At 69.3% G+C, this 21,097-nt stretch carries 18 protein-coding genes; 9 read left to right on the top strand and 9 right to left on the bottom strand.

The window, feature by feature from the left end:
• The first annotated feature begins 751 nt into the window (after window positions 1-751).
• Complete coding sequence (locus tag ACQPYK_RS33595; protein ID WP_433259144.1) at window positions 752-1,621, top strand: hypothetical protein; 870 nt, start codon at window positions 752-754, stop codon at window positions 1,619-1,621.
• 53 nt (window positions 1,622-1,674) lie between these two features.
• On the opposite strand, the gene ACQPYK_RS33600 is transcribed toward ACQPYK_RS33595, so the two are convergent.
• From ACQPYK_RS33600 to ACQPYK_RS33610, 3 genes are all read right to left on the bottom strand, one after another.
• Window positions 1,675-1,941, bottom strand: a complete 267-nt coding sequence (locus ACQPYK_RS33600; RefSeq protein ID WP_433258989.1) for a transposase — start codon at window positions 1,939-1,941, stop codon at window positions 1,675-1,677.
• A gap of 206 nt (window positions 1,942-2,147) precedes the next feature.
• Window positions 2,148-6,296: an AAA family ATPase gene (locus tag ACQPYK_RS33605; protein WP_433239949.1), complete on the bottom strand. Its 4,149-nt coding sequence runs from the start codon at window positions 6,294-6,296 to the stop codon at window positions 2,148-2,150.
• On the bottom strand, window positions 6,297-7,424 hold the full coding sequence (locus ACQPYK_RS33610; RefSeq protein ID WP_433239952.1) for an exonuclease SbcCD subunit D: 1,128 nt from the start codon (window positions 7,422-7,424) through the stop codon (window positions 6,297-6,299).
• Between the two features lie 165 nt (window positions 7,425-7,589).
• On the opposite strand from ACQPYK_RS33610, the gene ACQPYK_RS33615 reads away from it, so the two are divergent.
• Window positions 7,590-9,080 carry an alpha/beta hydrolase family protein gene (locus ACQPYK_RS33615; protein WP_433239955.1) on the top strand — a complete coding sequence of 497 codons (1,491 nt, stop codon included), beginning with the start codon at window positions 7,590-7,592 and terminating at the stop codon, window positions 9,078-9,080.
• Here ACQPYK_RS33615 and ACQPYK_RS33620 read toward each other — a convergent pair.
• Both ACQPYK_RS33620 and ACQPYK_RS33625 read right to left on the bottom strand, forming a co-directional pair.
• Complete coding sequence (locus ACQPYK_RS33620; protein ID WP_433239958.1) at window positions 9,053-10,009, bottom strand: alpha/beta hydrolase; 957 nt, start codon at window positions 10,007-10,009, stop codon at window positions 9,053-9,055. The two genes, ACQPYK_RS33615 and ACQPYK_RS33620, sit on opposite strands and share 28 nt — an antisense overlap.
• A gap of 4 nt (window positions 10,010-10,013) precedes the next feature.
• Complete coding sequence (locus ACQPYK_RS33625) at window positions 10,014-10,895, bottom strand: crotonase/enoyl-CoA hydratase family protein (protein WP_433239961.1); 882 nt, start codon at window positions 10,893-10,895, stop codon at window positions 10,014-10,016.
• Between the two features lie 211 nt (window positions 10,896-11,106).
• Here ACQPYK_RS33625 and ACQPYK_RS33630 point away from each other — a divergent pair, with 211 nt between their 5' ends.
• Window positions 11,107-12,558: an LCP family protein gene (locus ACQPYK_RS33630; protein ID WP_433239964.1), complete on the top strand. Its 1,452-nt coding sequence runs from the start codon at window positions 11,107-11,109 to the stop codon at window positions 12,556-12,558.
• Between the two features lie 226 nt (window positions 12,559-12,784).
• Here the strand turns inward: ACQPYK_RS33630 and ACQPYK_RS33635 are convergent, their stop codons facing one another.
• Together ACQPYK_RS33635 and ACQPYK_RS33640 are read right to left on the bottom strand one after the other, a co-directional pair.
• On the bottom strand, window positions 12,785-12,985 hold the full coding sequence (locus tag ACQPYK_RS33635) for a DUF397 domain-containing protein (RefSeq protein WP_433239967.1): 201 nt from the start codon (window positions 12,983-12,985) through the stop codon (window positions 12,785-12,787).
• Window positions 12,976-13,878: a helix-turn-helix domain-containing protein gene (locus tag ACQPYK_RS33640; RefSeq protein ID WP_433239970.1), complete on the bottom strand. Its 903-nt coding sequence runs from the start codon at window positions 13,876-13,878 to the stop codon at window positions 12,976-12,978. The genes ACQPYK_RS33635 and ACQPYK_RS33640 overlap by 10 nt, the downstream gene beginning before the upstream one ends.
• A gap of 424 nt (window positions 13,879-14,302) precedes the next feature.
• Here ACQPYK_RS33640 and ACQPYK_RS33645 point away from each other — a divergent pair, with 424 nt between their 5' ends.
• Complete coding sequence (locus ACQPYK_RS33645; RefSeq protein WP_433239973.1) at window positions 14,303-14,779, top strand: hypothetical protein; 477 nt, start codon at window positions 14,303-14,305, stop codon at window positions 14,777-14,779.
• 10 nt (window positions 14,780-14,789) lie between these two features.
• Here the strand turns inward: ACQPYK_RS33645 and ACQPYK_RS33650 are convergent, their stop codons facing one another.
• Together ACQPYK_RS33650 and ACQPYK_RS33655 are read right to left on the bottom strand one after the other, a co-directional pair.
• Window positions 14,790-16,772 (bottom strand): hypothetical protein, encoded by a 1,983-nt coding sequence (locus ACQPYK_RS33650; protein WP_433239976.1) that lies wholly within the window; start codon window positions 16,770-16,772, stop codon window positions 14,790-14,792.
• A gap of 25 nt (window positions 16,773-16,797) precedes the next feature.
• Window positions 16,798-17,106, bottom strand: coding sequence for a hypothetical protein (locus tag ACQPYK_RS33655; RefSeq protein ID WP_433239979.1), 309 nt, complete (start codon window positions 17,104-17,106; stop codon window positions 16,798-16,800).
• Window positions 17,107-17,468: 362 nt separating this feature from the next.
• On the opposite strand from ACQPYK_RS33655, the gene ACQPYK_RS33660 reads away from it, so the two are divergent.
• The 5 genes from ACQPYK_RS33660 to ACQPYK_RS33680 all read left to right on the top strand — a co-directional run bounded on the left by ACQPYK_RS33660 (window position 17,469) and on the right by ACQPYK_RS33680 (window position 21,073).
• Window positions 17,469-17,753, top strand: a complete 285-nt coding sequence (locus ACQPYK_RS33660; protein WP_433239982.1) for a hypothetical protein — start codon at window positions 17,469-17,471, stop codon at window positions 17,751-17,753.
• Window positions 17,754-18,073: 320 nt separating this feature from the next.
• On the top strand, window positions 18,074-18,535 hold the full coding sequence (locus ACQPYK_RS33665; RefSeq protein WP_433239985.1) for an excisionase family DNA-binding protein: 462 nt from the start codon (window positions 18,074-18,076) through the stop codon (window positions 18,533-18,535).
• Window positions 18,536-18,537: 2 nt separating this feature from the next.
• Window positions 18,538-19,104: a PIN domain-containing protein gene (locus ACQPYK_RS33670; protein ID WP_433239988.1), complete on the top strand. Its 567-nt coding sequence runs from the start codon at window positions 18,538-18,540 to the stop codon at window positions 19,102-19,104.
• A 114-nt stretch (window positions 19,105-19,218) separates the two neighbouring features.
• Window positions 19,219-19,554: a hypothetical protein gene (locus tag ACQPYK_RS33675; RefSeq protein WP_433239991.1), complete on the top strand. Its 336-nt coding sequence runs from the start codon at window positions 19,219-19,221 to the stop codon at window positions 19,552-19,554.
• A gap of 316 nt (window positions 19,555-19,870) precedes the next feature.
• Window positions 19,871-21,073, top strand: coding sequence for a serine hydrolase domain-containing protein (locus ACQPYK_RS33680; protein ID WP_433239994.1), 1,203 nt, complete (start codon window positions 19,871-19,873; stop codon window positions 21,071-21,073).
• Window positions 21,074-21,097 lie beyond the last annotated feature (24 nt).

Raw genomic sequence — 21,097 nt, forward strand, 5'->3', positions numbered from 1 at the left:
ATTGATCCACGGCGCAGATCCACCGGTAGGTTGGATGATCTGCGGGGATCCGCACGATCTCGTCCCTGAACACCGGGTCAAAGCTCGGGCCGTTGATGAGAGCGGAGAGCAGCTCCAGCCTGTCGCCACTCCTTTGGTCCGGTCGGCTGACGACCGGCAGGAGCCGGTCGGCCGCGGTCACGTGAGGCCCAGACCTTGCGCAGCGCGCCGTCGAACACCGGGTCGTGAATGTCGACATGAGCGTAGATCTCATCGCTACTGCCGGGACGCCCACCCACCGGCGTCCCTGGCCACCAGCAGGTTCCCGCCGGAAGCCTCGAGCACGGCGGTGACGAACTGGGATCCTCGTAGTTTCGGCCGTGAATCCAACGAAGTAGGGCCTGACCTGCGCTTACAGGGGGTGGCAATCGAATACGCCGGAAAGGGGCCGCGGCCGGGCGTAGCCCCCGCGCGTGACGTGCACGAGCTGGTCGAGCTGTAGAGGCCGTATCGAATGAACTCGATCTCCGCCCAACATGTCCCGTGACCTTCACCGCCGCCCCACCAGGCAAATTCGTCAAGGAGGTCCCGAGAGCATTCGGTCAAAGCCGTGAGACCACACAACCAGTTTTCGGGCACGGCAGAGAGATCGACCTCCTCGGCGGCGGCTATTCCAGCCTTGGAGGACACCTCTGGGTCTGACGGGCCCACCCTCTTCGCAAATCGCCTAGACCGGGTTGCCGGAGCAACAGCGGTCCTGCATGATCGGCCTGTGCTCGCCAATCTGCTTCCGGGGATTCGTGAGATTCGCGGGCCGCTCGCCACAGGCTATCTGTGGCTGTTCTTCAGCTGGTTGGTGTGGGCACGCCACCTGCCCGACGCCGCGTCAGCCACCGGTCTGCTCGCTGACGTCTACGAGCTCGCCGCCCTGGTAGGCACCGCGGGCGTCGGCATCGCGGTGAGCTTCGCCGCGTATCTGATCGGCGTGTTGTCCCTCCCGCTGGCGACACCGCTGACCGCCCTGCTGCGGTGGATGCGGTCCGACCGATCCATGACCAACCCGGGCCCGCTGAAGTTCGTCCCGACGAGCCGCAGCGAGAAGGCATTGAGGCGCCTCGTGTTCGCGTTGGTGCACGCCAGGCCGCGACCTGTCCCGGACACCACGAAACCGGCCGCCGAGGACCGGACGGTGACGGAACAACTACTCGAGACCGCCCGCCGCCTCTACCTGGCGTCCTTCGACGAGGAGGCGGACCTCGTCAACATGCCACCGCCGACAGGTCCCTTCGAAACCGCCGTCGATCAACTGGCCTCCTCGATCACGGCCGAGCTCCGGCTGATCCCGCCCCGCCTCGTCGGTACGGAACCCGACCTCTACAACGCTCACGACCGGCTCAGGGCCGAAGCGGAATTCCGCCGAGGCGTGACGGTCCCGCTCGCCGCCATCTGCGGGCCCCTCGGAGCCGCCACAACCCCCGGCCTCGGCTTCGCCCTCGCCGCCATGGCACTCGTCCTGCTCCTCAGCGCCGCGACCAAGGAGGACGAGGCCCGGCTGCTGCTGGTAGAAGCCGTCCGCTCCGGCCGGCTGATCCCCGGCCTGACACGCGACCTTTCCCTGATCGGCGAGCCCAGCAGCGCCTAGAAGATCACTGAAAATCTTGATACGGCCTGCCAGGAAAAGGGGGGATTGGGTCGTCAGGCGGTGGCCGGTTCGAGAGACCAGGCGCCATCGGTGTAGGTGAGTCCAAGCTGGATCAGCGTGCGGAGGTTCAGGGCGGCGGCGCGGGTGTGGAGCCAGGCGTTGTTCTTGATGGTGCCCAGGTAACGCAGGCGGCGGTTGCCGTGGGCGACCGGCCAGGCCACTCCGCGTTCGACCGGCGGCCGCCGGCGGTAGTCGGCCTGCCAGACCTGATCGGTGGCGGCCCGGCGGCGGCATGCTCGGCCGCCCGTTGGCCGAGGGATACATGTCGGTGAACATCTCGGGCGAAAACAGCGCCTGACGGTGTTCTGCCAAGAACGCGAACACGCTCCCGGCCGGGATCAACTCCCGGCAGGCGATCCACACGTCCGGCCCGACCGGCTTCCCGGCCCACTCGCCCCGCATACCAACGAAGTCCGGCCCCGCATCATCCCAGACGAGGCCAGAACACAAGATTTCCAGTGATCTTCTAGACGGCCACGGACAGGGTGGAGCCGTGGCGGTCCTTGCGGACCCGTAGCTGTGCGGGGACGCGGGTGCGCAACTCGGCGACGTGGCTGACGATGCCGACGGCCCGGCCGCCGTCCCGCAGGCCGTCGAGGATGTCGAGCACCCCGTCGAGGGTGTCCTCGTCCAGAGTGCCGAAGCCCTCGTCGACGAAGAGGGTGCCGAGCTCCACTCCCCCGGCCTCGGCGGTGACCACGTCGGCGAGGCCGAGGGCCAGGGCCAGCGAGGTGATGAAACTCTCGCCCCCGGACAGGGTGGCCGGGTCGCGGTCCGCTCCGGTCCAGCCGTCCAGGATCCGCAGGCCGAGCCCGCCCCCGGACCTGCTCCGGTCTCCCGCCGAGCGGCTGAGGTTGTGTTCCAGCAGGTAACGGCCGCCTGACATGTGGTCGAGCCGCTCGTTGGCCGACTCGACCACCTGGCGCAGGCGCTCGCCGAGCACGTAGGACGACAACCGCATGTTCCACTGGTTGTCGCCGGAGTTGCCGCCGGTCAGGGCCGCGAGCCGCTCGGCGAGGCGGTGCTGCTCGGCGGCGGGCCGCCAGCGTTCCAGGCACGCGGCCAGCTCGGTGCGGAGCGCGGCCAGCCGGGTCCGGCGGGCCTCGGCCTGGTGCCGGGCGGAGAGCAGACCGGCGTGGGCCGCGTCGGCGGCCTCCTGGGCGCGTCGCAGCTCGTCGAGGTCGGGCTCGGGCTCGGCGATGGCGGCGATCAGCTCCGGATCGGCCAGCACGGCCGTGACGGCGGCGCGCTCCTTGTCGAGCGCGCGCAGCCGTTCGGACTTCTGCTCCTGCTCGGCCGGGGAGCGGACCGCCGCGCGGGCGTCGTCGAGACTGGGGAACCCCGCCTCGACGGCGGCCGCCTGGGCTCTGGTCCGGGCCGCCGCGAGCTCGACGGCGGTGGTCCGCTCCTCCCGGGTGGCCTCGACCGCCTCCTTGAGCAGCTCGGCCTCATCGGCCAGCCGATCCAGCCTGGCGACCAGGGTCGGGTCGTCGCCCCGGGCCTCGTCGATGCGCGCGGCCAGTTGCCCGGCCTCGTCGGCGAGCTTGTCCGCGTTCGTACGGCGGGCGGCCAGCGTGACCGCGAGCTCGCGCGAACGCTTCTGCAGCTCGTCGAACTCTCCCGCGATCCGGTCGGCCTCCGCCGACAGCGCCGGCTCGGTCGCGGCCGACTCCCGTAGCCGGGCCAGCGCCAGCTCTGCCTGCGCCAGCTCCTGCTCCGCATGCTCGGCCGAGAGGTCGGTCTTCTCGCTTGCCGCACGGTGCTCGGCCGCGAGGTCGGCGGTGCGGACGGCCGCGGCGAGGGCGGCGCCGAGGAGGGTCACCTCCCGGGCGAGACGGTCACGGCGTGCCTGGACGGTGGAGTCGGCACCACGGGCCTCGTCCAGGCGGACAACCAGCCGCGCGTGCTCGGCCTGCCAGCCGGCGTGGCGGACGCGGCCCTCGGCCAGCAGCCGGGTGAGCTCCGCGGCCCGGGCCGTCACGCTCTCCAGCTCGGCCGTGACGCGGTCGGCCTGCGCGCTGAGCACCGCCTCCGCTTCGGCGGCGGCGGTCAGGGCCTCCAGCTCCCGCCGGGCCGCGGCGAGAGTCTCCTCCGCCTGGGGGGCGCTCAGCTCACCCGCGACGGCGACGGCCTCCTCCAGACGTGAGGCCAGGGCTGTGACGGTGTTCTCGGTGGCCCGGCGGCGCTCCATGGCCGCGTCGTAGGCGCTCTGGGCGGCGCGTTCGTCTTCGGCGGTGGGGGCTTCGGCGGCCGGGGCGGCCGGGGCCGGGTGGTCGGGTGAGCCGCAGACCGAGCAGGGTTCGCCCGGGATGAGCTTGAGCGCGAGCTCGGCGGCCATCCCGTCGATCCGCGCCTGGCGCAGGTCCAGGTGGCGGTCGCGGAGCCGCTGAGCCCGGTCGGTGGCCTCGGTCTGCGTCGAGCGCGCGGTCCCCAGTTCGACGCGGAGGGCGTCGCGCCGCCGAGCGGCGTCGAGCAGGGCGGCGGCGGTGTCCGCGCCCGCCTGCGCGGCGGGGATCCTGGCCGCCTGGGCTCTGGCGGCGGCCAGCTGCGCCGTGGCGTCCGCCAGCGCGGCGGGCAGCGTCCGCCGTGCCTCGCCGAGCGCGGACTCCTGCCCTGCCGCGTCGTGGAGTTCGGTGTCGAGCGCGGCGAGCAACCCGGCCAGCTCGGTGAGCCGGTCCTCGTCGGCGCGCAGCCCCTCCAGCCCGGCCAGCTCCTCCCTGCGTGCGCGTTCCCGGGACGTCAGCGACTCGTGGGACGCCGGCTCGCCGGACACGGGCTCGGCTTCGGCGGGCACAGACCCGGCCTCGCCGGGGACGGCGGGCACGCCGGTCCCGTCGGCTGCGGGCAGGGCGGAGAGCCTGGCCGCCAGGTCGTTGCGGGCGCTCTCCAGCGCGGCGGCCAGGGTGTCGCGCTGCTCGGCCGCCCGCAGGCGGGTGACCGCGGCCTCCCTGGCCGACTCGGCCGCCGGGATCCGGGCGGCGTCCAGGCGGGCGGCCGCGAGGCGGGCGTCCACGTCGTGCCGGAGGCCGGGGAGAAGCGCCAGGCGGGCGTCGGTCTCGGCCTGCGCGGTGGCCAGCGAGGCGATCTCCCTGCCGGCCTCCTCCCGGTCTTGGACGATCTTCGCCAGGCGTGACTCCTCGTCACGCAGCTCGCCCAGCCGGGTGATCTCGCGCTGGCGCTCGCGCTCCAGCGCGGCCAGACGGTCCGGGGTGACCGGACCGTCCAGGGCGGTGTCCTGATCACCGCGAGCCCGGTCACCGGAGACCGGGTCAGCGTGGACCCGATCGCCGTGATCCGGAACGCCGTGAACCAGGTCAGCGTGGACCGGGTCAGCGTGGACCCGATCGCCGTGGACCCGATCGCCGTGAACCGGAACGCCGTGAACCAGGTCAGCGTGGACCGAAACGCCGTGATCCGAAACGCCGTGGGCCGGACCGCCGGGGACCAGGGGAAGCGCGCGGGCGACGGCGTCGGCGGCGATCCGGCGGGCCTTGGTCGCCGCCTCGGCCCGTTGCTCGGCGCCCTGGATCAGCGGCAGCACCCGGTCGGCGCGGGCCGCCTCCGCCAGGATGGCCTCCAGGTCGGCCTGCTCCTCGGCGCTCTCCTCCAGCGTCCGGCTTCGCGCCTGCGCGTCGGCGTGCCGGCGGCGCCGCTCGGCCAGGGCGGAGCCGTGCTCCAGCCTCGCGCGCGCCTGCCGTACCGCCGTCTCGCCCTCGCCATGGTCCTGGCTCATACGGGCCACTGCCCCGGCGGCCAGCTCCTCCAGCGCCTGGGCCCAGGTCAGCGGGTCGTCCTCCGCGCAGGCCGCCGGCGCGGGCGACTCCGCACCCTCCTCGGCGAGCCGGGCGGCCCCGGGGAGCTCGCGGAGCTCGCGGAGCTCGAACAGACCTTCCGAAGCGGAGGCCTCGGGAGAGTCACCCGCGGCCAGCGCGGCGAGAAGGTCGGGGCCCGCGGCCTCCTCCAGCCGCTTGACGACGAAGTCCACCTCCTTGCGGAGGGCCTGCTGCTCGCGGTGGGCCTCGGTCCGCCGCTCCGCCAGCCAGGTCTCGGCGGCGGCGTAGATCCTGACGGAGAACAGACGCTCCAGGACCTTGCGGCGCTCTTCGCCGTCGGCACGCAGGAACCTGGCGAAATCCCCCTGGGGCAGCATCGCGACCTGGAAGAACTGATCAGCGTTCATGCCCAGCAGGGTGCCGATGAGCTCCCCTGCCTCGTCGACCCGGGTGGTCAGCCCGATCCACTCCCCCGACGGGGTGAGCTCCTGCAGGAGTGCCTTCTCGTTCTCTCTCGTGGTGCCGGTCCCCCTGAGCTTGGGACGCTGCCAGGCGGGCGATCGGGTGATCTTCAGCCGCCGTCCCCGGACCGTGACCTCCAGCGCCACGCTGGGCCCCCGGCCGGGGGGCGCGTGGTCGCAGCGCAGGCTCTTGGCGCTGTCGCGCTTGCCGGGCACCCTGCCGTAGAGGGCGTAGCAGAGCGCGTCGAGCACGGTGGTCTTGCCGGCGCCGGTGGGGCCGTGGATGAGGAACAACCCGGCCTCGGCGAGGGCGTCGAAGTCGACCTCCTCATCGCCCGGGAAGGAGCCGAACGCGCTGATCCACAGACGGTGCGGGCGCATCTACGCCATCGCCTCCTTGGTACGGCAGGCCTCGACGGCTTCCTGGATCAACCGGGTCTCGTCGGCGTCGGCGGCCTCGCCGCGCACCTCGCGGACGAAGTCGAGAGCGACCTCGATCTCGGGACGCCCGGCCAGCCTCGGCCGGACCACGGCCTCCCGGACGCCGCCTTCGGGTTCGAAGGAAAGCGTGAGGGCGTGCTCGAAACGGGACCTGATCCGCTCCATGGCGCTCTTCGGCCGGATCGGGTCGGTGAGGGTCACCTGGAGCCAGTGGTCCTCGTACCGGGTGTGCTCGGTCGAGGTCAGCAGGTCGTCGAGACGGCCGCGCAGGCGGCCGACCGGCCGGGGCACCGGCGCCTCGACGAAGTCCGCGCTCACCTGGCCGCCGGGGCCGAGCTCCACCAGCCAGGAGCCCTTCACCTGGTCCGCCTCGGAGAAGGAGTAGGCGATGGGGGAACCGGAGTAACGCACGGTCTCGCTCATCCTCTGGCGTCCGTGGAGATGGCCCAGCGCAACGTAGTCGACGCCGTCGAAGGCCGAGACCGGGACGTGGGCGACCCCGCCGACGCTGATGTCACGCTCGCTGTCGCTGGCCTGTCCTCCCGTCACGAACGCGTGGGCCAGGACCACCGACCGGGGGCCCCGGCGGCCGAGGTCGGCGCGGATCAGGGACATGGCGTGGTCGATCGCGGCGGTGTGGGTGCGCTCGGACAGCTCCCATGGTCCGCGCACCAGCTCGGGCTCCAGATAAGGGATGCCGTAGAAGGCCACGTCGCCGATCACCACGGGCTCGCCGACGCGCGCCGCGTCGGTGCGCAGGTGGACGCCCGCGGCGTCGATCAGGTCGGCACCGAAGCCGAGCCGGCGCGCCGAGTCGTGGTTGCCGCTGATCAGCACGGTGCGCACGCGCTCGGCGACCAGCCGCCGCAGGGTCTGGTTGCACAGCTCGACGGCGTCGACCGAGGGCAGCGCCCGGTCGTAGACGTCACCGGAGACGACGACCACGTCGACCCGCTCCGCCCTGACGGTCTCGATCAGGTGGTCGACGAAGGCCTCCTGGGCGGCCAGGAGGCTCTCGCGATGAAACGAACGGCCCAGATGCCAGTCCGATGTGTGCAACACCCGCATGTCGCTTGAAGCTAACAGGCCTCAGCCACCAATGCGTCCACTCTGACCGCACCGATCCCACCCCCTGTCCTGAGATGTCAGGGGTGAGTAGGCTTGTTGATCAGAGGGAACGATACCGGCATACGGTCCTCACGAAGGCGGGCGACGATCGGGGAGCGGATCGGCATGCAGGTTGGCCGGGGCATGTTGAGCGTGGCCGCGGGCTTGATCCTGGTGGCTCTCGCGACGGTGGGTTACACCCTGCCGCCCCCGTTCGATCCGCCGCCGCTGACCGCGGACCCGATCTTCCAGACCATCCCCGCCCAACCTCCGGCCGAGGTCAGGCGTGTCTCCACGACCGGGCAGATCGTCACCCAGGACATCACGGTCGACGTCGGGGACACCACCCTGGAGGCCACGGTCCGCGCGCCGCTCACTCCCGGCAGGCACCCCGCCCTGATCTTCGTGCAGGGGGCCGGGGCCGGTGTGCGGGGCGAGTTCACCACGCAGGCCGAGGCGCTGGCCAGGGCGGGCATCGTCACGCTCGTATACGACAAGCGGACCGTGCGCTACGACTTCCGCAACCGCGACTTCGGGCTGCTGGCCGACGACGCGCTGCGCGTCCTGGCCCGCCTTCGCCAGCGTGCCGACGTCGACCCGGCCCGCGCCGGTCTCTGGGGGGTGAGCGAGGGAAGCTGGGTGGTCCCGATCGCGGCCGCCAAGAGCGGCGACGTCGGTTTCACCGTGCTGGTCTCGGCGCCCAACGTCTCGCCCATGCGACAGGTCACCTGGGCGATGGGCGAGCAACTCGACCGGCTGCACGCGCCCAGCGGGGTGCGGGAGCTGATCATCCGGGCGATGAGCGCGGTCCACATGAACTTCCTGCGCTACGACGGCCTGCCCGCGTTGCGCGGGGTCCACCAGCCGGTCCTGGCCCTGTACGGCACGCGCGACCCGTCGATCCCGTTCGTCGAGAGCAGCCGGGCGCTCACCGGCGCGCTCACCGCGGGCGGCAACGCCGACTACACGATCCGCTACCTCGCCGGCGCCGACCACGGGATGCGCATCCACGGCGGCCCGTTCGCGCCCGGTTACCTGGAGACGCTGGCCAACTGGGTCAAGGGACTGCCGGGTACGGCCAGGCCGGCGGTGCACATCGCGGGCGCCACCCCGGTCCAGCGCTACGAGGCCAGCGAGGTGCCCACCGCTCCCTGGTACGCCGGGGGCACGGTGCTCGGACTCGCGCTCTGCCTCGCGGCCGTCGGATACGTGGTCGGCCCGGTGGCCGAGATGGTGCTGCGGCTGCGCGGGCGGCAGTTGCCCGCCGAGACCAACGCCCTGGTCTGGCCGCCCATCCGGCGCCGGCTGCGCCGGATGGCCTGGACCGGGCTCGGACTGCTGGTCTCGGTGCTGGCGTTCATCACGCTGCTGGTGCTGTTCTCGGTCAACCAGGCCGGGGCCTGGCCCGCGGTGCTCGCCGGGTGGCTGATCATCAGGATCCTGGCGGTGCTCATGCTGCTGCAGGAGGTCACCGCCGTGGCGGCCGTCGTCTCGGGGATGCGGGAGGGCTGGCAGCCCAGCCGCCCGCAGCGCGCCGCCGTCGCCGGGGTTCTGGGCGGCACCGGCCTGCTGCTGGTCGCCGGCGCCTACTACAGCCTCTTCGCCTTCCCCTGGTAGTAGTTGAGCCAGCGGTCCATCTCGGCGAAGGTCTGCTCGCGCGCGGGTTCGGGCGACAGCACCAGATCGTGCATGCCGCCCGGCACCCGGACGCATGTCACGTGAGGGCCGATCCTGGTCGCCCAGTGCGCGATGTGCTCGGGGTCGAGCACGAGGTCCGCCCCTTGCGCCTCCGGCGCGAAGTCACGCAGCCGCAGCCCCTTCTCCGCGCAGAGCACCAAGACCGGGACGTCCGCCCGGAGGCCGGCGTGCAGCCGCCGCTGGGCCCGGCGGATCGCCGCCAGCCATACCGCGTGCACCGCGAATCCGCCGATCGGCTTCCACTCCAGGTCGAAGTCCCACTCACCGTGATGGTCGCGGTGCAGGCTCGTGCCGTAGGCGGTGGCGATGCCGACCGGCAGGACGGTGCGCACGGACATCCGGGACATCGGCCCCTTGAGCAGGTCGGCGGCGGCTCGCAGGGGGGAGGGGACGTTGAGGTCGAGGAAGGGGCTGTTGAGCACCAGCGCCTGGATCAGCCCCCGGCCCCGCACCCGGTCGGCCCACAGGGCGGCGACCAGACCGCCTGTGGAGTGGCCGTTGAGGATCACCTCGTCGTGGCCGTCCTCCTCGCGGATGACGCGGATCGCCTCGTCGATCTCGGGGAAGTACTCGGTGACGCTGCGCACGAATCCCCTGGTCTGGTGCGGCAGCAGTGAGCGACCGTACTTGCGCAGGTCCAGGCCGTAGAAGTCGATGCCCTGGGCGACGAAGTGGTCGGCCAGGTGGGTTTGGAAGAAGTAGTCGGTGAAGCCGTGGACGTAGAGCACGGCCCTGCCGGTGGGCTCGGGGGCGCGCCGGCGCACCAGCGAGGCGACCACCGCCCCCTCGTAGTCGTCGGCCATGGGCAGGACCGTGAGCTCGTAGTCGGGTCCGAGAACGTCAGGCATGCGGTCAGGGTAGTTCGTAGGGGTTCGCGGGCCATGAGGGCACCGCGTCGGGAAGATCCGTATTGACCTTCATCGGGAATTTCGCCGGACGCTTCTCCAGGAAGGCGGTGACGCCCTCGGCGGCGTCCGGGGCGGCGCCGAGCGCGTTCATCAGGAGGGAGTCGGCGCGGTGGGCCTCCCAGGGGGACGTGGCCGACAGCCCGGACCACATGAGCCTGCGGATCGCGGCGACCGAGACCGCCGAGGTGTTGCCGGCGATCTCGCGGGCCAGCGCGTAGGCGGCCGGGAGCAGTTCGCCGGGAGTGTGGACCTTCGACACCAGACGGCCTTCGAAGGCTTCGGCGGCGGAGAAGACCCGTCCGGTGGCGGCCCATTCCATGGCCTGGGAGATGCCGACGATGCGCGGCAGGAACCAGCTGGAGGCGGCCTCGGTCACGATGCCGCGCCGGGCGAAGACGAAGCCGAACCTGGCCGTGTCGGAGGCGAGCCTGATGTCCATCGGAAGCGTCATCGTCACCCCCACCCCCACGGCGGGACCGTTGATGGCGCCGATGACCGGTTTGAGTGACCGGACGATGCGAAGGGCGACCGTTCCGCCGCCGTCGCGAGGCGAGCCGTCGACGGTGTCCTCGCCTCCGTACATCTCCGCGCTCTTGCGGTGGTCGAAGGTGTCGCCGCCGCCGCCGAGATCCGCCCCTGCGCAGAAGGCACGGCCCTGGCCGGTGACCACCACCGCGCGCACCTCGTCGTCGGTGTCGGCCCGATCGAAGGCCTCGATCAGCTCGCCGCGCATGACGTAGGTGAAGGCGTTGAGGCGGTGGGGGCGGTTCAGCGTGATGGTGGCCACCCCGTCGGCCACGCCGTACTCGATCTCGGTGAAAGACATGACCGAACCTTATTCCAGTAGAAATGTGACGATAAAGGCGGATTGCTTCTCACGCTGTTCACTCACACGTCGCCCGCGGGCTCGGATCGTCGCCCTACCATCTCCCTGCGGCACTGGAGTCCATCTCCCTGCGGCACTGAAGCACGGAGGAATTGGGGAGCAGGTGCGGGACAGATCAAGGCCCTCCGGAGTCGGCCCGGTCATCGGGTGGATGGCCCTGTCCGCCGTCGCGCCGGGGGCCGCGCACCTGCGGGCCGGATGGCGCAGGACCGGGCTGACGCTGCTGAGCGTCTACGCCGCGCTGCTGCTGGGCCTGCTGTGGGCGGCGCTCACCGTCGACTTCGTCGACCTCGCCGGACGGCTGGCCGCCTCGTCCTGGCTGACCGTCGTCACCGCTGTCTCCATAGCGCTCGGCCTCGCCTGGTTCGCTCTGATCGTCCACTCGTTCATGGTGCTGAGGCCCAGCACGCTCCCCCGAGCGGGTCAGGCGGTCGCCGGAGCGGTCGCGGGCGTGCTCGCGGTGGTCGTGGTGCTGCCGTTCGGTCTTGTCGGGCAGTACGCCGCGGTCTCGCAGTCGACCCTGGAAGAGGTCTTCAGCGCCCCGGCCACGCCGCCGCCCTCACCCGGCTCGACCGGCCCGGCCGGCACGCAGGACCCGTGGGCCGGCCGGGACCGGGTGAACATCCTGCTGCTCGGCGGCGACGCCGACACCCACCGGGTGGGCGTACGGACCGACAGCATCAACGTGGCCAGCATCGACGTCAGGACCGGCAGCACCGTGCTGCTGAGCCTGCCGCGCAACCTGGAGAACGTCCGCTTCGTCCCGGGCTCGCCGATGGCCAGGCGGTTCCCCGACGGCTTCCGGCTGCCCGCCAACCCGGACGGCTCGCGCGAGGACCTGCTGTTCGCGGTCTGGGAGTATTCCGACGCCCATCCGGAGATCTTCGGCGGTCGCCGGGGGCAGGGCACCCGGACGCTCATGGAAACGGTCGGCTACACCCTCGGCCTGAAGATCGACTGGTACGCCCTGGTGAACATGTGGGGATTCGCCCGGCTGATCGACGCGATCGGGGGCGTGCGGCTGACCGTGCCGCAGGACGTGGTCTTCGGCAAGTACAACGAGGGCCTGGTCAAGGCGGGCACCCGCAGGCTTCGCGGAGCGGACGCGATGTGGTTCGCCCGCTCGCGCACCAACAGCGATGACTTCTCCCGGATGGCACGCCAGCGCTGCGTGCTGGGCGCACTGCTCACCCAGGCCGACCCGGCGACCGTGCTCTCCCGGTTCAACCGGGTCGCGCTGGCCACCAAGGAGCTGCTCCGGACCGACATCCCGCGCCCAATGCTGGAGCACCTGGTTCCGCTGGCCCTGAAGGTGAAGGGCGCCAAGGTGACCAGCGTGCAGTTCGTCCCGCCGCTGATCAACACCGGCTACCCCGATTGGGACAGGATCCGCGCGGTCACCGCCAAGGCCGTCCGCTCCTCGGCCGCCCCTCGCCAGCGGCTCACCGCCACCGCCTCACCCACCACTTCGGCAACCACAGCCGTCACCCCGACGACCACGCCCCGCCCGAAGCCCGCCGCCACACCGGCCCCCACTTCCCGATCTGATTCCGGGAAAGCGGACACGACCGCGCCCAAGAGCATCACCGAGGGCTGCGGCTGACCCGCTCCACCATGCGGGGACCTTTCCCGTCGCACCTACCGCAGACCGTACGCAAGACCCGAATCGGCGCTACAGGGACGGACTCCTTCGAGGACGGCCTGTTCCCGCCGGAGGGGACCCTTTTCTGATCAGCCGAGGCCGACGAACGGCATCGCGTCGCTCAGCCTTTGGCCAGAGAAGCCGGCCATCCAGTCCCGGATGGCCGGTCTTCCCAACCGTGACCAGATCAGCGGTCGAACTCGCCGATCTTGACGCCGCTGATGAACGCTCCCCACTCGGCGGGGGTGAAGAGCAGCTTGGGACCGTCGGGGTTCTTGCTGTCGCGGACCGCTACCACCCCGGGCAGATTGGCGGCGACCTCGACGCACTGGCCACCATTTCCCGAAGATCGCGACGACTTCCGCCAGACGGCGGCACTCAGGTCCATTCGCGTCTCGCTTCCTCGATCATCTTGAGGGATATGCGCTCAGGATAGGCCCACAGCCGTATCGCCTCATATCGTTCCTGAATGGAAGCTACGAATTCGCAGTCGTTCGTGACATGCCCCTGGGCAGGTGAGTCTGCGTGGATGGTGATCGGCTGCCCGTTCGGAAGCTCGGCGATCATGAAAGCGCCCGCCAGGCCGGGGAGACATTCCGGGTCGACGACTTGAACAGAGACAGAGGGGCGCTCAGAAGCTTCCAGCAGATGATCGAGTTGTTCGCGCATCACCTCGGCTCCGCCGACCTTCCGGCGCAACACGCCCGCGTCGATGAGCACAAGGATGAAGGGAGGGGCGTCCCGGTCGAGGATCTGCTGCCGCCGTATCCGGGCCCTGACTCGTTCCTCCACCTCCTCGGGGGTTGCTCGGGGCTCCCGGTTGAAGATTTGCCGGGCGTAGGACTCCGTCTGCAGGAGGCCCGGCACCAGGAGGGGGTCCCAGGAGCGCAGGACTAGGGCGGTGGGTTCGATCTCCTCGGCCCAGCTCCGGAACCAGACCGGGCCGCCGGGCTGGGCGATGATGCGCTGATAGAGCCGCATGAAGGAGGCGCCGTCGGCCGTCCCGAAGAGCCGGTCCAGCCTCTCGGCGTCGGACTTCGACGGGGTTCGGGTGGCCTTCTCCAGGCGGCATACCTGGGTCTGGGTGCAACCGAGGCGGGAGGCCACGGCAGTCTGCGAGAGCTGCGCGGCCTCCCGCAGGCGGCGCATCTCCGCGCCGAACCGCACGCGAGGGGATCCGGGGTCGAGAGACGGCGCACCATCCATCACATTTCCTATCGAATTAGAAAAAACGGACTTAATAACCGGCTGTCGATACCGAGCCCGGTCCAGGTAGACCAACGGCTGTCATCATCTGCTCCAATCTGAATTTCCAGGCCGATAGCCGACCAAGCATCTGCAAGGCATTCTAAGCACAGGAATTCCCTTCGAGACAGCACGGGACAGAAAACAGTCCATCGTCTTTTTGATGGGGGACGGATGGGGTCACACATGAATGCAGTCTCGCTTTTAACGTCCCGATCATAAACATCGGAAATCACCCGAAAGGGAAGACCGTGACGACAGGCGGACTGCTGGCCGGATGGATCGCCACTCCTGCCCACGACGATACGTCCACTCCGAGGTCGATGATGGTGGTCAGACCCTACCGATGGACTCAAAAACGGCCGGCAGTGGCAGACGGGCATGCGAAGGGTGTAGCGAAGACGGGCCGATTAGGTGAAGATTGGTACGTCCCGGAATCCATCATCCCCGGAGGTAATGAATGCGCGTCGCCCGCCTACTGGCCGCCGGTTCAGCCCTGGTGATGGTGGCATCGGGGTGCGCTTCCGAGCCTTCGTTGAAGGAGGCGGCGGCGGAGCTGCAGAAAGACGCCCAGCGACTGGAGACCAACGACGTCTTCAAAAATCCACTCAAGAAACTGCGCATCCTGCAGCATCCAGACAAGGACATCCGCTGCGACAAGGACAAGTTCAGGCGAGTACTACGAGCCACCGCCGATTATGAACGTATCAACGAACCATTGGACTCTCACCTAGGCCGAGCCCAAGCACTGATGGAGAACGTCCTCGTCCAGGACTTCGGGTATAAATTGGAGTATGACTTCAGCCAGATGGATACAGACGAAGGACGATTCATCCAAGGCGCGAAGAAGGACCTGGGTATCACAGTGACCGTGTATGTGGCTCCCGAGGCTCCCACCTGGCGACTGGATGCGATGACTCCGTGCCTGCCGAGGTAAGAAAAACGAATCAGTTCCAGACTCTTAGCTGCTCTTTGGCTTGATCACTGGTCTGAAAATGTGAGGCATCTTCGATCTTGGTATCCAAATTATTGTTACTGTCCATCCAGTGTTCGTAGGGCGTCAGTTTCTCCCGCAGCGCCTGCTCCCATCCCTTGTCCTCTCCGGCTTCCCGCTTCGCCTCTGCCAAGAGCTCGTCATAGGTCTTGAGATTGCCAGTGCTTTTGCTGATGAGCTCGGCAGGCAGATCGCTCGCCGGGTATCCGGACTCATGAAGGATGTGAGCCATGTCGTACTTCTGGCGCAGGACGAAGTCCGACCGAGCCCCGGTGACCTCCTCGACTCGTGTCTCGAAACCGTCGGCCCAGCCGTCGAGGGCGGTGCTGATTCCGTATGCCTTCGCCAGTTCCCAGCCCGCTTTTATGCCCTCGTCTGCGAGGGGGCCCACGAGGGGAATCTGATCGACCCCGAGGGCCAGGGTGTTCTTGGTGATGTCGAGGATCAGATCGTCGGTGGCGTCCCGCTCGCCGCGCACATCTAGTGTCGCTTTGAACTCCACACCGGCGAGATCGCCGAACACCCTCGCCGTGTCCTCGAAGTATCTTGTCCCGTCCCGTGCGTCCAGGCGGGCCGCCGCCGTCAGCGTGTCGTGGCGGAATTGCGCTGCGGTCTTGTCGAAGTCGTCGGTGAGCCGCTTGTCCCCGACGAAGGTCTTCAGAAAACGATGAGCATCCCCTGGGCTGAGATAGAACGCCGGTGTCACACCGGGAAGGGCGACCCAGTTCTCCGGGACCCCTATCCCGGATGCCCGGTCCACAGCTTTGTCGAAGCGAGTACCTGAGGCAAGCTCGTGAATGTAGGACTTCGCGATGATGACCATGGAGTCTTTGGCGACCGTCGGCAGGTCGTCACCGAAGGACCCCGCAGCCCGCATCGCGTCCAGGGCGAAGGCGGCTGCGGCAGGGCTGTGCCGCCCTGCCTTCTCGGTCGTGGACTCGGTGCCCGCCTCCAGCACCCGGCCGAAGGCGTCGGCCACCTCGTCTCCGGTGCCCGCCCCTTTGGCGTAGTCGAGGAACCGTTTCATCTTGTCGGCCTGGCTCAGCTTGACGTCGGCCCCGCCCATCCTGGCGAACGCGTCCCGCGCGGCCGTGCCGTCCTCGGCGAGCACCTCCAGCCCCAGCGCGACCACGTCGGAGGGCAGGCCGTACACCTTCGTCTCGGTGGGTCCGGCCGCGCGCCAGTCCTGTCGGGGCTTCTTCGCGAAGTCGTCCAGGACCAGGGCGCGGGCCGCCGCGCTGCGGACGTTGGAGGGGGCGTTCGCACTCTTGAGCAGCGCGAGGCGGTTCCAGGCGGTGACCTTACTGCCGGCCGGTTTCACCAGGTCGGCTCTGACCTTGGCGAACGCCGGGACAAGGGCGGGGGCACGCAGGGCGGCGCCGAGGGCCGCGCTGAAGGCGGCCAGGTCCTTCCTGGCGGTCTTGCTGCCGGTGCTCGCAATGAGGCTTGCCAGGCTGTCGCGGATCTGCGGGGACAGCAGGGCGAAGAAAGCGGCGGCGGCCTGGGGGTTCTTCGCGAGCTTGGCTACCTCGTCGGCGTGCTCGTGGATGAGCGCGGCCTGGAGCTCGCCGCCGTGGTTGACGAGGATGTCGTTGCCGTACATGCTCGCCAGGCCTCGGGCCGTCTCGAAGCCCTCCAGCTCGTCGGGCAGGTGGACGAGCGACGATCTGTCGCCTCCGCCGTCCAGCTCCGGAGCTCCCTTGCCCAGGGCGTTGATCAGGTCGATCCGGCCGTGGAGCATGGAGACCTGCGTGCCGCCCCAGTCGGCGATGTCGGCGATCTCCCGCAGCGCGGGGGTGGCGATCCCGTGCCGGCGGAGCTTTCCGTCGAACTCCTTGCTGAACGCGGTCAGCCGGTCGGCCGCGCCGCGCAGGGAGGTGGCGAGCTGTCCCATCCCGTCGGGATCGATGCCACAGAACCCATCGGCAGGCGCCATGGAGCCTCCTCAACGGTCACGGCGGTCACGTACGTCCGGCCATCTCCCGGCGCATGGCGTTCGCCTCGGTCTCGGTCACCAGCGGAGGAAGCCGGCGCAGCTCCTCCTCGATCGCGTCCACCACGCGCTGCGCGAGCCGCCCCAGCCGCTGATGCCGGTCCTCCAGCTCGGCGGTCCATTTGTCGGCCGTCGGCCCCGTCCACACCTTTCCGGACCGCATCGCGCCAACGGCCCGCTGGTATGCCTGCCGTACCTCCTGAGCCCTGCTCTCAGCCTCCGCGAGGAGGCGCTGCAGCTCCGCGTGCCGGGGATTGGACACCATCCGTTCGGCCACGCCGCCCCCGTCCTCCGCTGTGCCCCGTGATGAGAAAGAACGTCGAATACCATTGAATACCACAGCGGGTATTGATCGGCTACATCTACCGATCCCGGGCTCCACCCATACCGCTTTCCCGTTCTTCATGCTTTGGGAAACCAAACCATGGAATGTCCAGGTCTTACCCCGCCGACTCTCAGCAAGCCCCTGCCGGAAACGCCTCGGTCCGCGTGGCGGAACCGGTATGAAGCGGTAAGACCGGTGTCAGAACAGGACGCCTCCTCCGCCGCCGCGGTCGCACCCAACCGAATAGGCTGACGTCAGCGCCATTCCGCCACCCGCAGCACCGGCCGTTCCGCCCACGAGCAGCGAGGCAATGCATGTCGTTTTTCGCCAGAAATATCGACGCCATAGAGGTCGCCGCGAAAATCATGTTCTGGGGGAGCCTAGCGATCGCTTTCCTGCTCTTCTTCGAAGGCCGTACAGGCCTGTTCATGGCCATCGTGTTGGCCGTCACCTTCGTGTCCGTATTCATGCTGAACACCGTCGCGAGCACCTGGGCATACCAGGACGACCCGACCGCAGTAGAGGCAGAGCTACGGCTTGAGCGGCTGTGGGCGGACCGTGAGCGTGAGCTGCACCGCGGGAACCACCTGCCGCGGTAGCCGGAAGCGTCAGCCGCGCGCCGCCGCCCCGATCATCCCATCCGCCCACGGCCGAATGCGTTCCGCGACCGCGCGATCCCATGAACGCCGCCGCCTGGAATCTCTGGGGCATCTCAAGCAGATCGGGCATGTCGGCGGAGTACATCTACGACTGCCGGCCGAGCGGACCGGCCACCAACACCGCACCCCTCGCCGCGACTGTCAGAACAGACGGATCAGGCAGGGACTGAGTTCCGGTACAAGCTCCCGTCGCGATCAGCCACACTCGTTGCGATTACTTCGTTTGTTTCACATAATGCGATTAAGAGAGGGAGGTAGACATGGCTGGTATTCAAGTCAGGCGCTCGATCGAGCCAGGAGCTATAGACGCCCAGATCGCGGCCCGTGCCGTCAGGCGGATCAAGGACTATCTCATGCGGCATCCGGGTAGGGAGCCCATCCCGGTAGCCGGTGAGCTCGGCGACGAGGACGACGCCCTGATCCTCCCGCGGGAGGCTGTGAGCCTGCTCGCCTACATCCTGGCCCAGGCCGCGGAAGGGCGCGGCGTCTCGGTCATTCCTTCCCACGCCGAACTGACCACCCAGCAGGCGGCGGACATGCTCAACGTGTCCCGTCCCTACCTGATCGGATTGTTGGAGTCCGGAACGATCCCCTACCGGATGGTGGGAAAGCACCGTCGCATCACCGCTGAGGATCTCATGGAGTACAAGCGACGCGATGATCTGAAGCGGCGGACCGCCGCTGACGATCTCGCCGCGCTCGGCCAAGAGCTGGGGCTTTGACCGTGACCTTCGTTGTGGTTTACGACGCCAATGCCCTTTACGGCAACACACTCCGAGATCTGCTCATCCGCATCGCCCAGGCAGGCTCGGTGCAGGCCAGATGGACGAACAGAATCCTGGACGAGACGCTCGGAAACCTCGCGTCCGACCGTCCCGACATCCCGGCGGACAAGCTGTCACGACTGCGCGATCTCATGAACGCCGCTGTGCGAGACTGCCTGGTCGAGGGATACGAACCGCTGATGGAAGGGCTGAAGCTTCCCGATCCAGATGACCGGCACGTGCTCGCAGCCGCGATCAAGGCGGGTGCGCGGGTCATCGTCACATCCAACCTCAAGGACTTCCCGGCGGAGGAACTGACCGTCTGGAACCTGGAGGCCAGGTCACCGGATGACTTCGTGCTCGATCAGATCGACATGGACGACCGGATCGTGTGGGCCTGCGTCCAGCAGATCGTGGACTCCCGAGTGAATCCGCCGGAAACGATCGAGGATGTGCTCCACGCTTTAGAGAACGCCGGACTCGTGGAGTCGGTCGCCGCGCTGCGAGGTGGCCGGTTCAACACCTGATGTCCTCTCCGGCATGAGACCCCCGGTGGCAGCGTCAGAGCCGTGCCGCCCGGCGAGCATTCCTTTGTGCGATCACGCCGTGGAATGTCGTGGTCTGCCCCTACAGTGATCGCCATGAGCGGTGAGACGGTGCTCCAACGTCCCGACGAGACCCGAATCCGGCGTGAGTTGGAGAAACTGGTCGTCCGTGATCTCCACGGCCCTTTCGGGGACGAGGAGGAGTTCAAGGAGCGCCCGACCGATCGTTACATCCTGGGCAGGCTCACTCCGGATGGCGAGGTGATCGAGCCGGATCTGATGGACGACGCCGCCGACACCGACGGCGCCGACGTGGGCGAGGACGAGGCCGAGCCGTCCGCCCTGACCGCCGCCAGCCTGATGCCCTCCGCCCTGGGGTGCACGGTCTTCGTGGACGGCGACACGGCCGAGCTGAGGGTGGTCGGCCACTGAGCTCGTTACAAGCGTGTCGAGGGCGGCGAGGACACGGCGGGCGGACGGGTGTGGAGCAGGGTGCCCGATTCGGGGACCGTACGGCTGGCACTCCGGGAGGGCCGGCTCGACCCGGAGCGCATGCCGTCCGACGAGCACGTGGCGGTCCGCGGCCGGGCGCGCCGTCCCAGCGGAGACGTAGGCAGCGGAGCCGGCCCCCGGCACGGCGGTAGTGCTGGCCGTACCTCATGACTCGGGTCGGCGGGATCGTTCGTGACCTGCTCGCGCCGACATGCTTGCTGGCAGCACAACCGCGCCATCAAGCAGGGAGCCCCTGATGTCATATTTCACCGTCACGTCCCCGTCGACCAGGCCCGGCTCCGCCAGGCGCCGTGGCCTGCTGGCCCTGGCCACCGCCGCCGCCCTTGCGCTGGGTGCCCTCGGCCTGAACCCCGCCCCGGCCGGCGCCGATGCCGCTCCGCCGAGCGGCCCCGCCGACGCCCTGCAGACGAGCATGAACGACCTGGTCCGCACCGGCGGTTTCCCCGGCGTCCTGGCCGCGGTGCGGGGCCGCGACGGGCGGGTGCGCGACTACACCGCCGGCGTGGCAGACCTGGAGACGCGGGCGAAGGTCCCGGTCAACGGGCGGGTGCGCATCGGCAGCACCACCAAGACGTTCACCGCCGTGGTCGTGCTGCAACTGGCCGGCGAAGGCAGGATCGACCTTGACGCGCCGGTCGAGAAGTATCTGCCCGGCCTGGTACGCGGCAACGGCAACGACGGCCGGAAGATCACCACCCGCCAGATGATCCAGCACACCGCCGGCCTGCCGGAGTACTCGAAGGCCATCACATCGTCGTTCTTCGAGAGCCAGCACCGGTACTTCGAGCCCCGGGAACTACTCGACATGGGGCTGGCGCAGAAGCCGGTGTTCGCCCCCGGCAAGGGCTGGAGCTACAGCAACACCGGTTACGCCCTGCTCGGCATGCTGGTGCAGAAGGTCACGGGCCGGCCGGTCAGCGAGGAGGTCACCAACCGGATCATCACGCCGCTCGGGCTGCGCGACACCTACTGGCCCGGCGTCGGCGAGCAGACGATCCGCGGCGCCCACCCCAACGGATACCACTCCAAGACCGGTGAGCCGGGCGGCGAGCTGGTGGACGTCACCGAGATGGACCCCGCCTGGGGATGGGCGGCCGGGCAGCTGGTCAGCACCCCGCGCGACGTCAACCGCTTCCTGAGCGCGTTGCTGGGCGGCAAGCTCCTCAAGCCGGCCCAGCTTGAGCAGATGAAGCAGACGGTCGAGGCGCCCGGACTCCCGGCCGGATGGTCGTACGGGCTCGGTCTGGTGAAGATCAAGCTGAGCTGCGGCGGCCACGCATGGGGCCACGGCGGCGACATCGCGGGCTATGAGACCCGTAACGGCGTCACCGAGGACGGCCGGACGGCCACGATCACCGTGACCGCGCTGCCCACCACGGAAGCCGGCGTCAAGCAGGTCGGCGCCGCCCTCGACACCGCACTCTACACCCAGAAGTAAGGCCGGTAGGAGAGCTCAGGCGAA

Source organism: Streptosporangium sp. CA-135522 (assembly GCF_050949235.1).
GTDB lineage: Bacteria > Actinomycetota > Actinomycetes > Streptosporangiales > Streptosporangiaceae > Streptosporangium.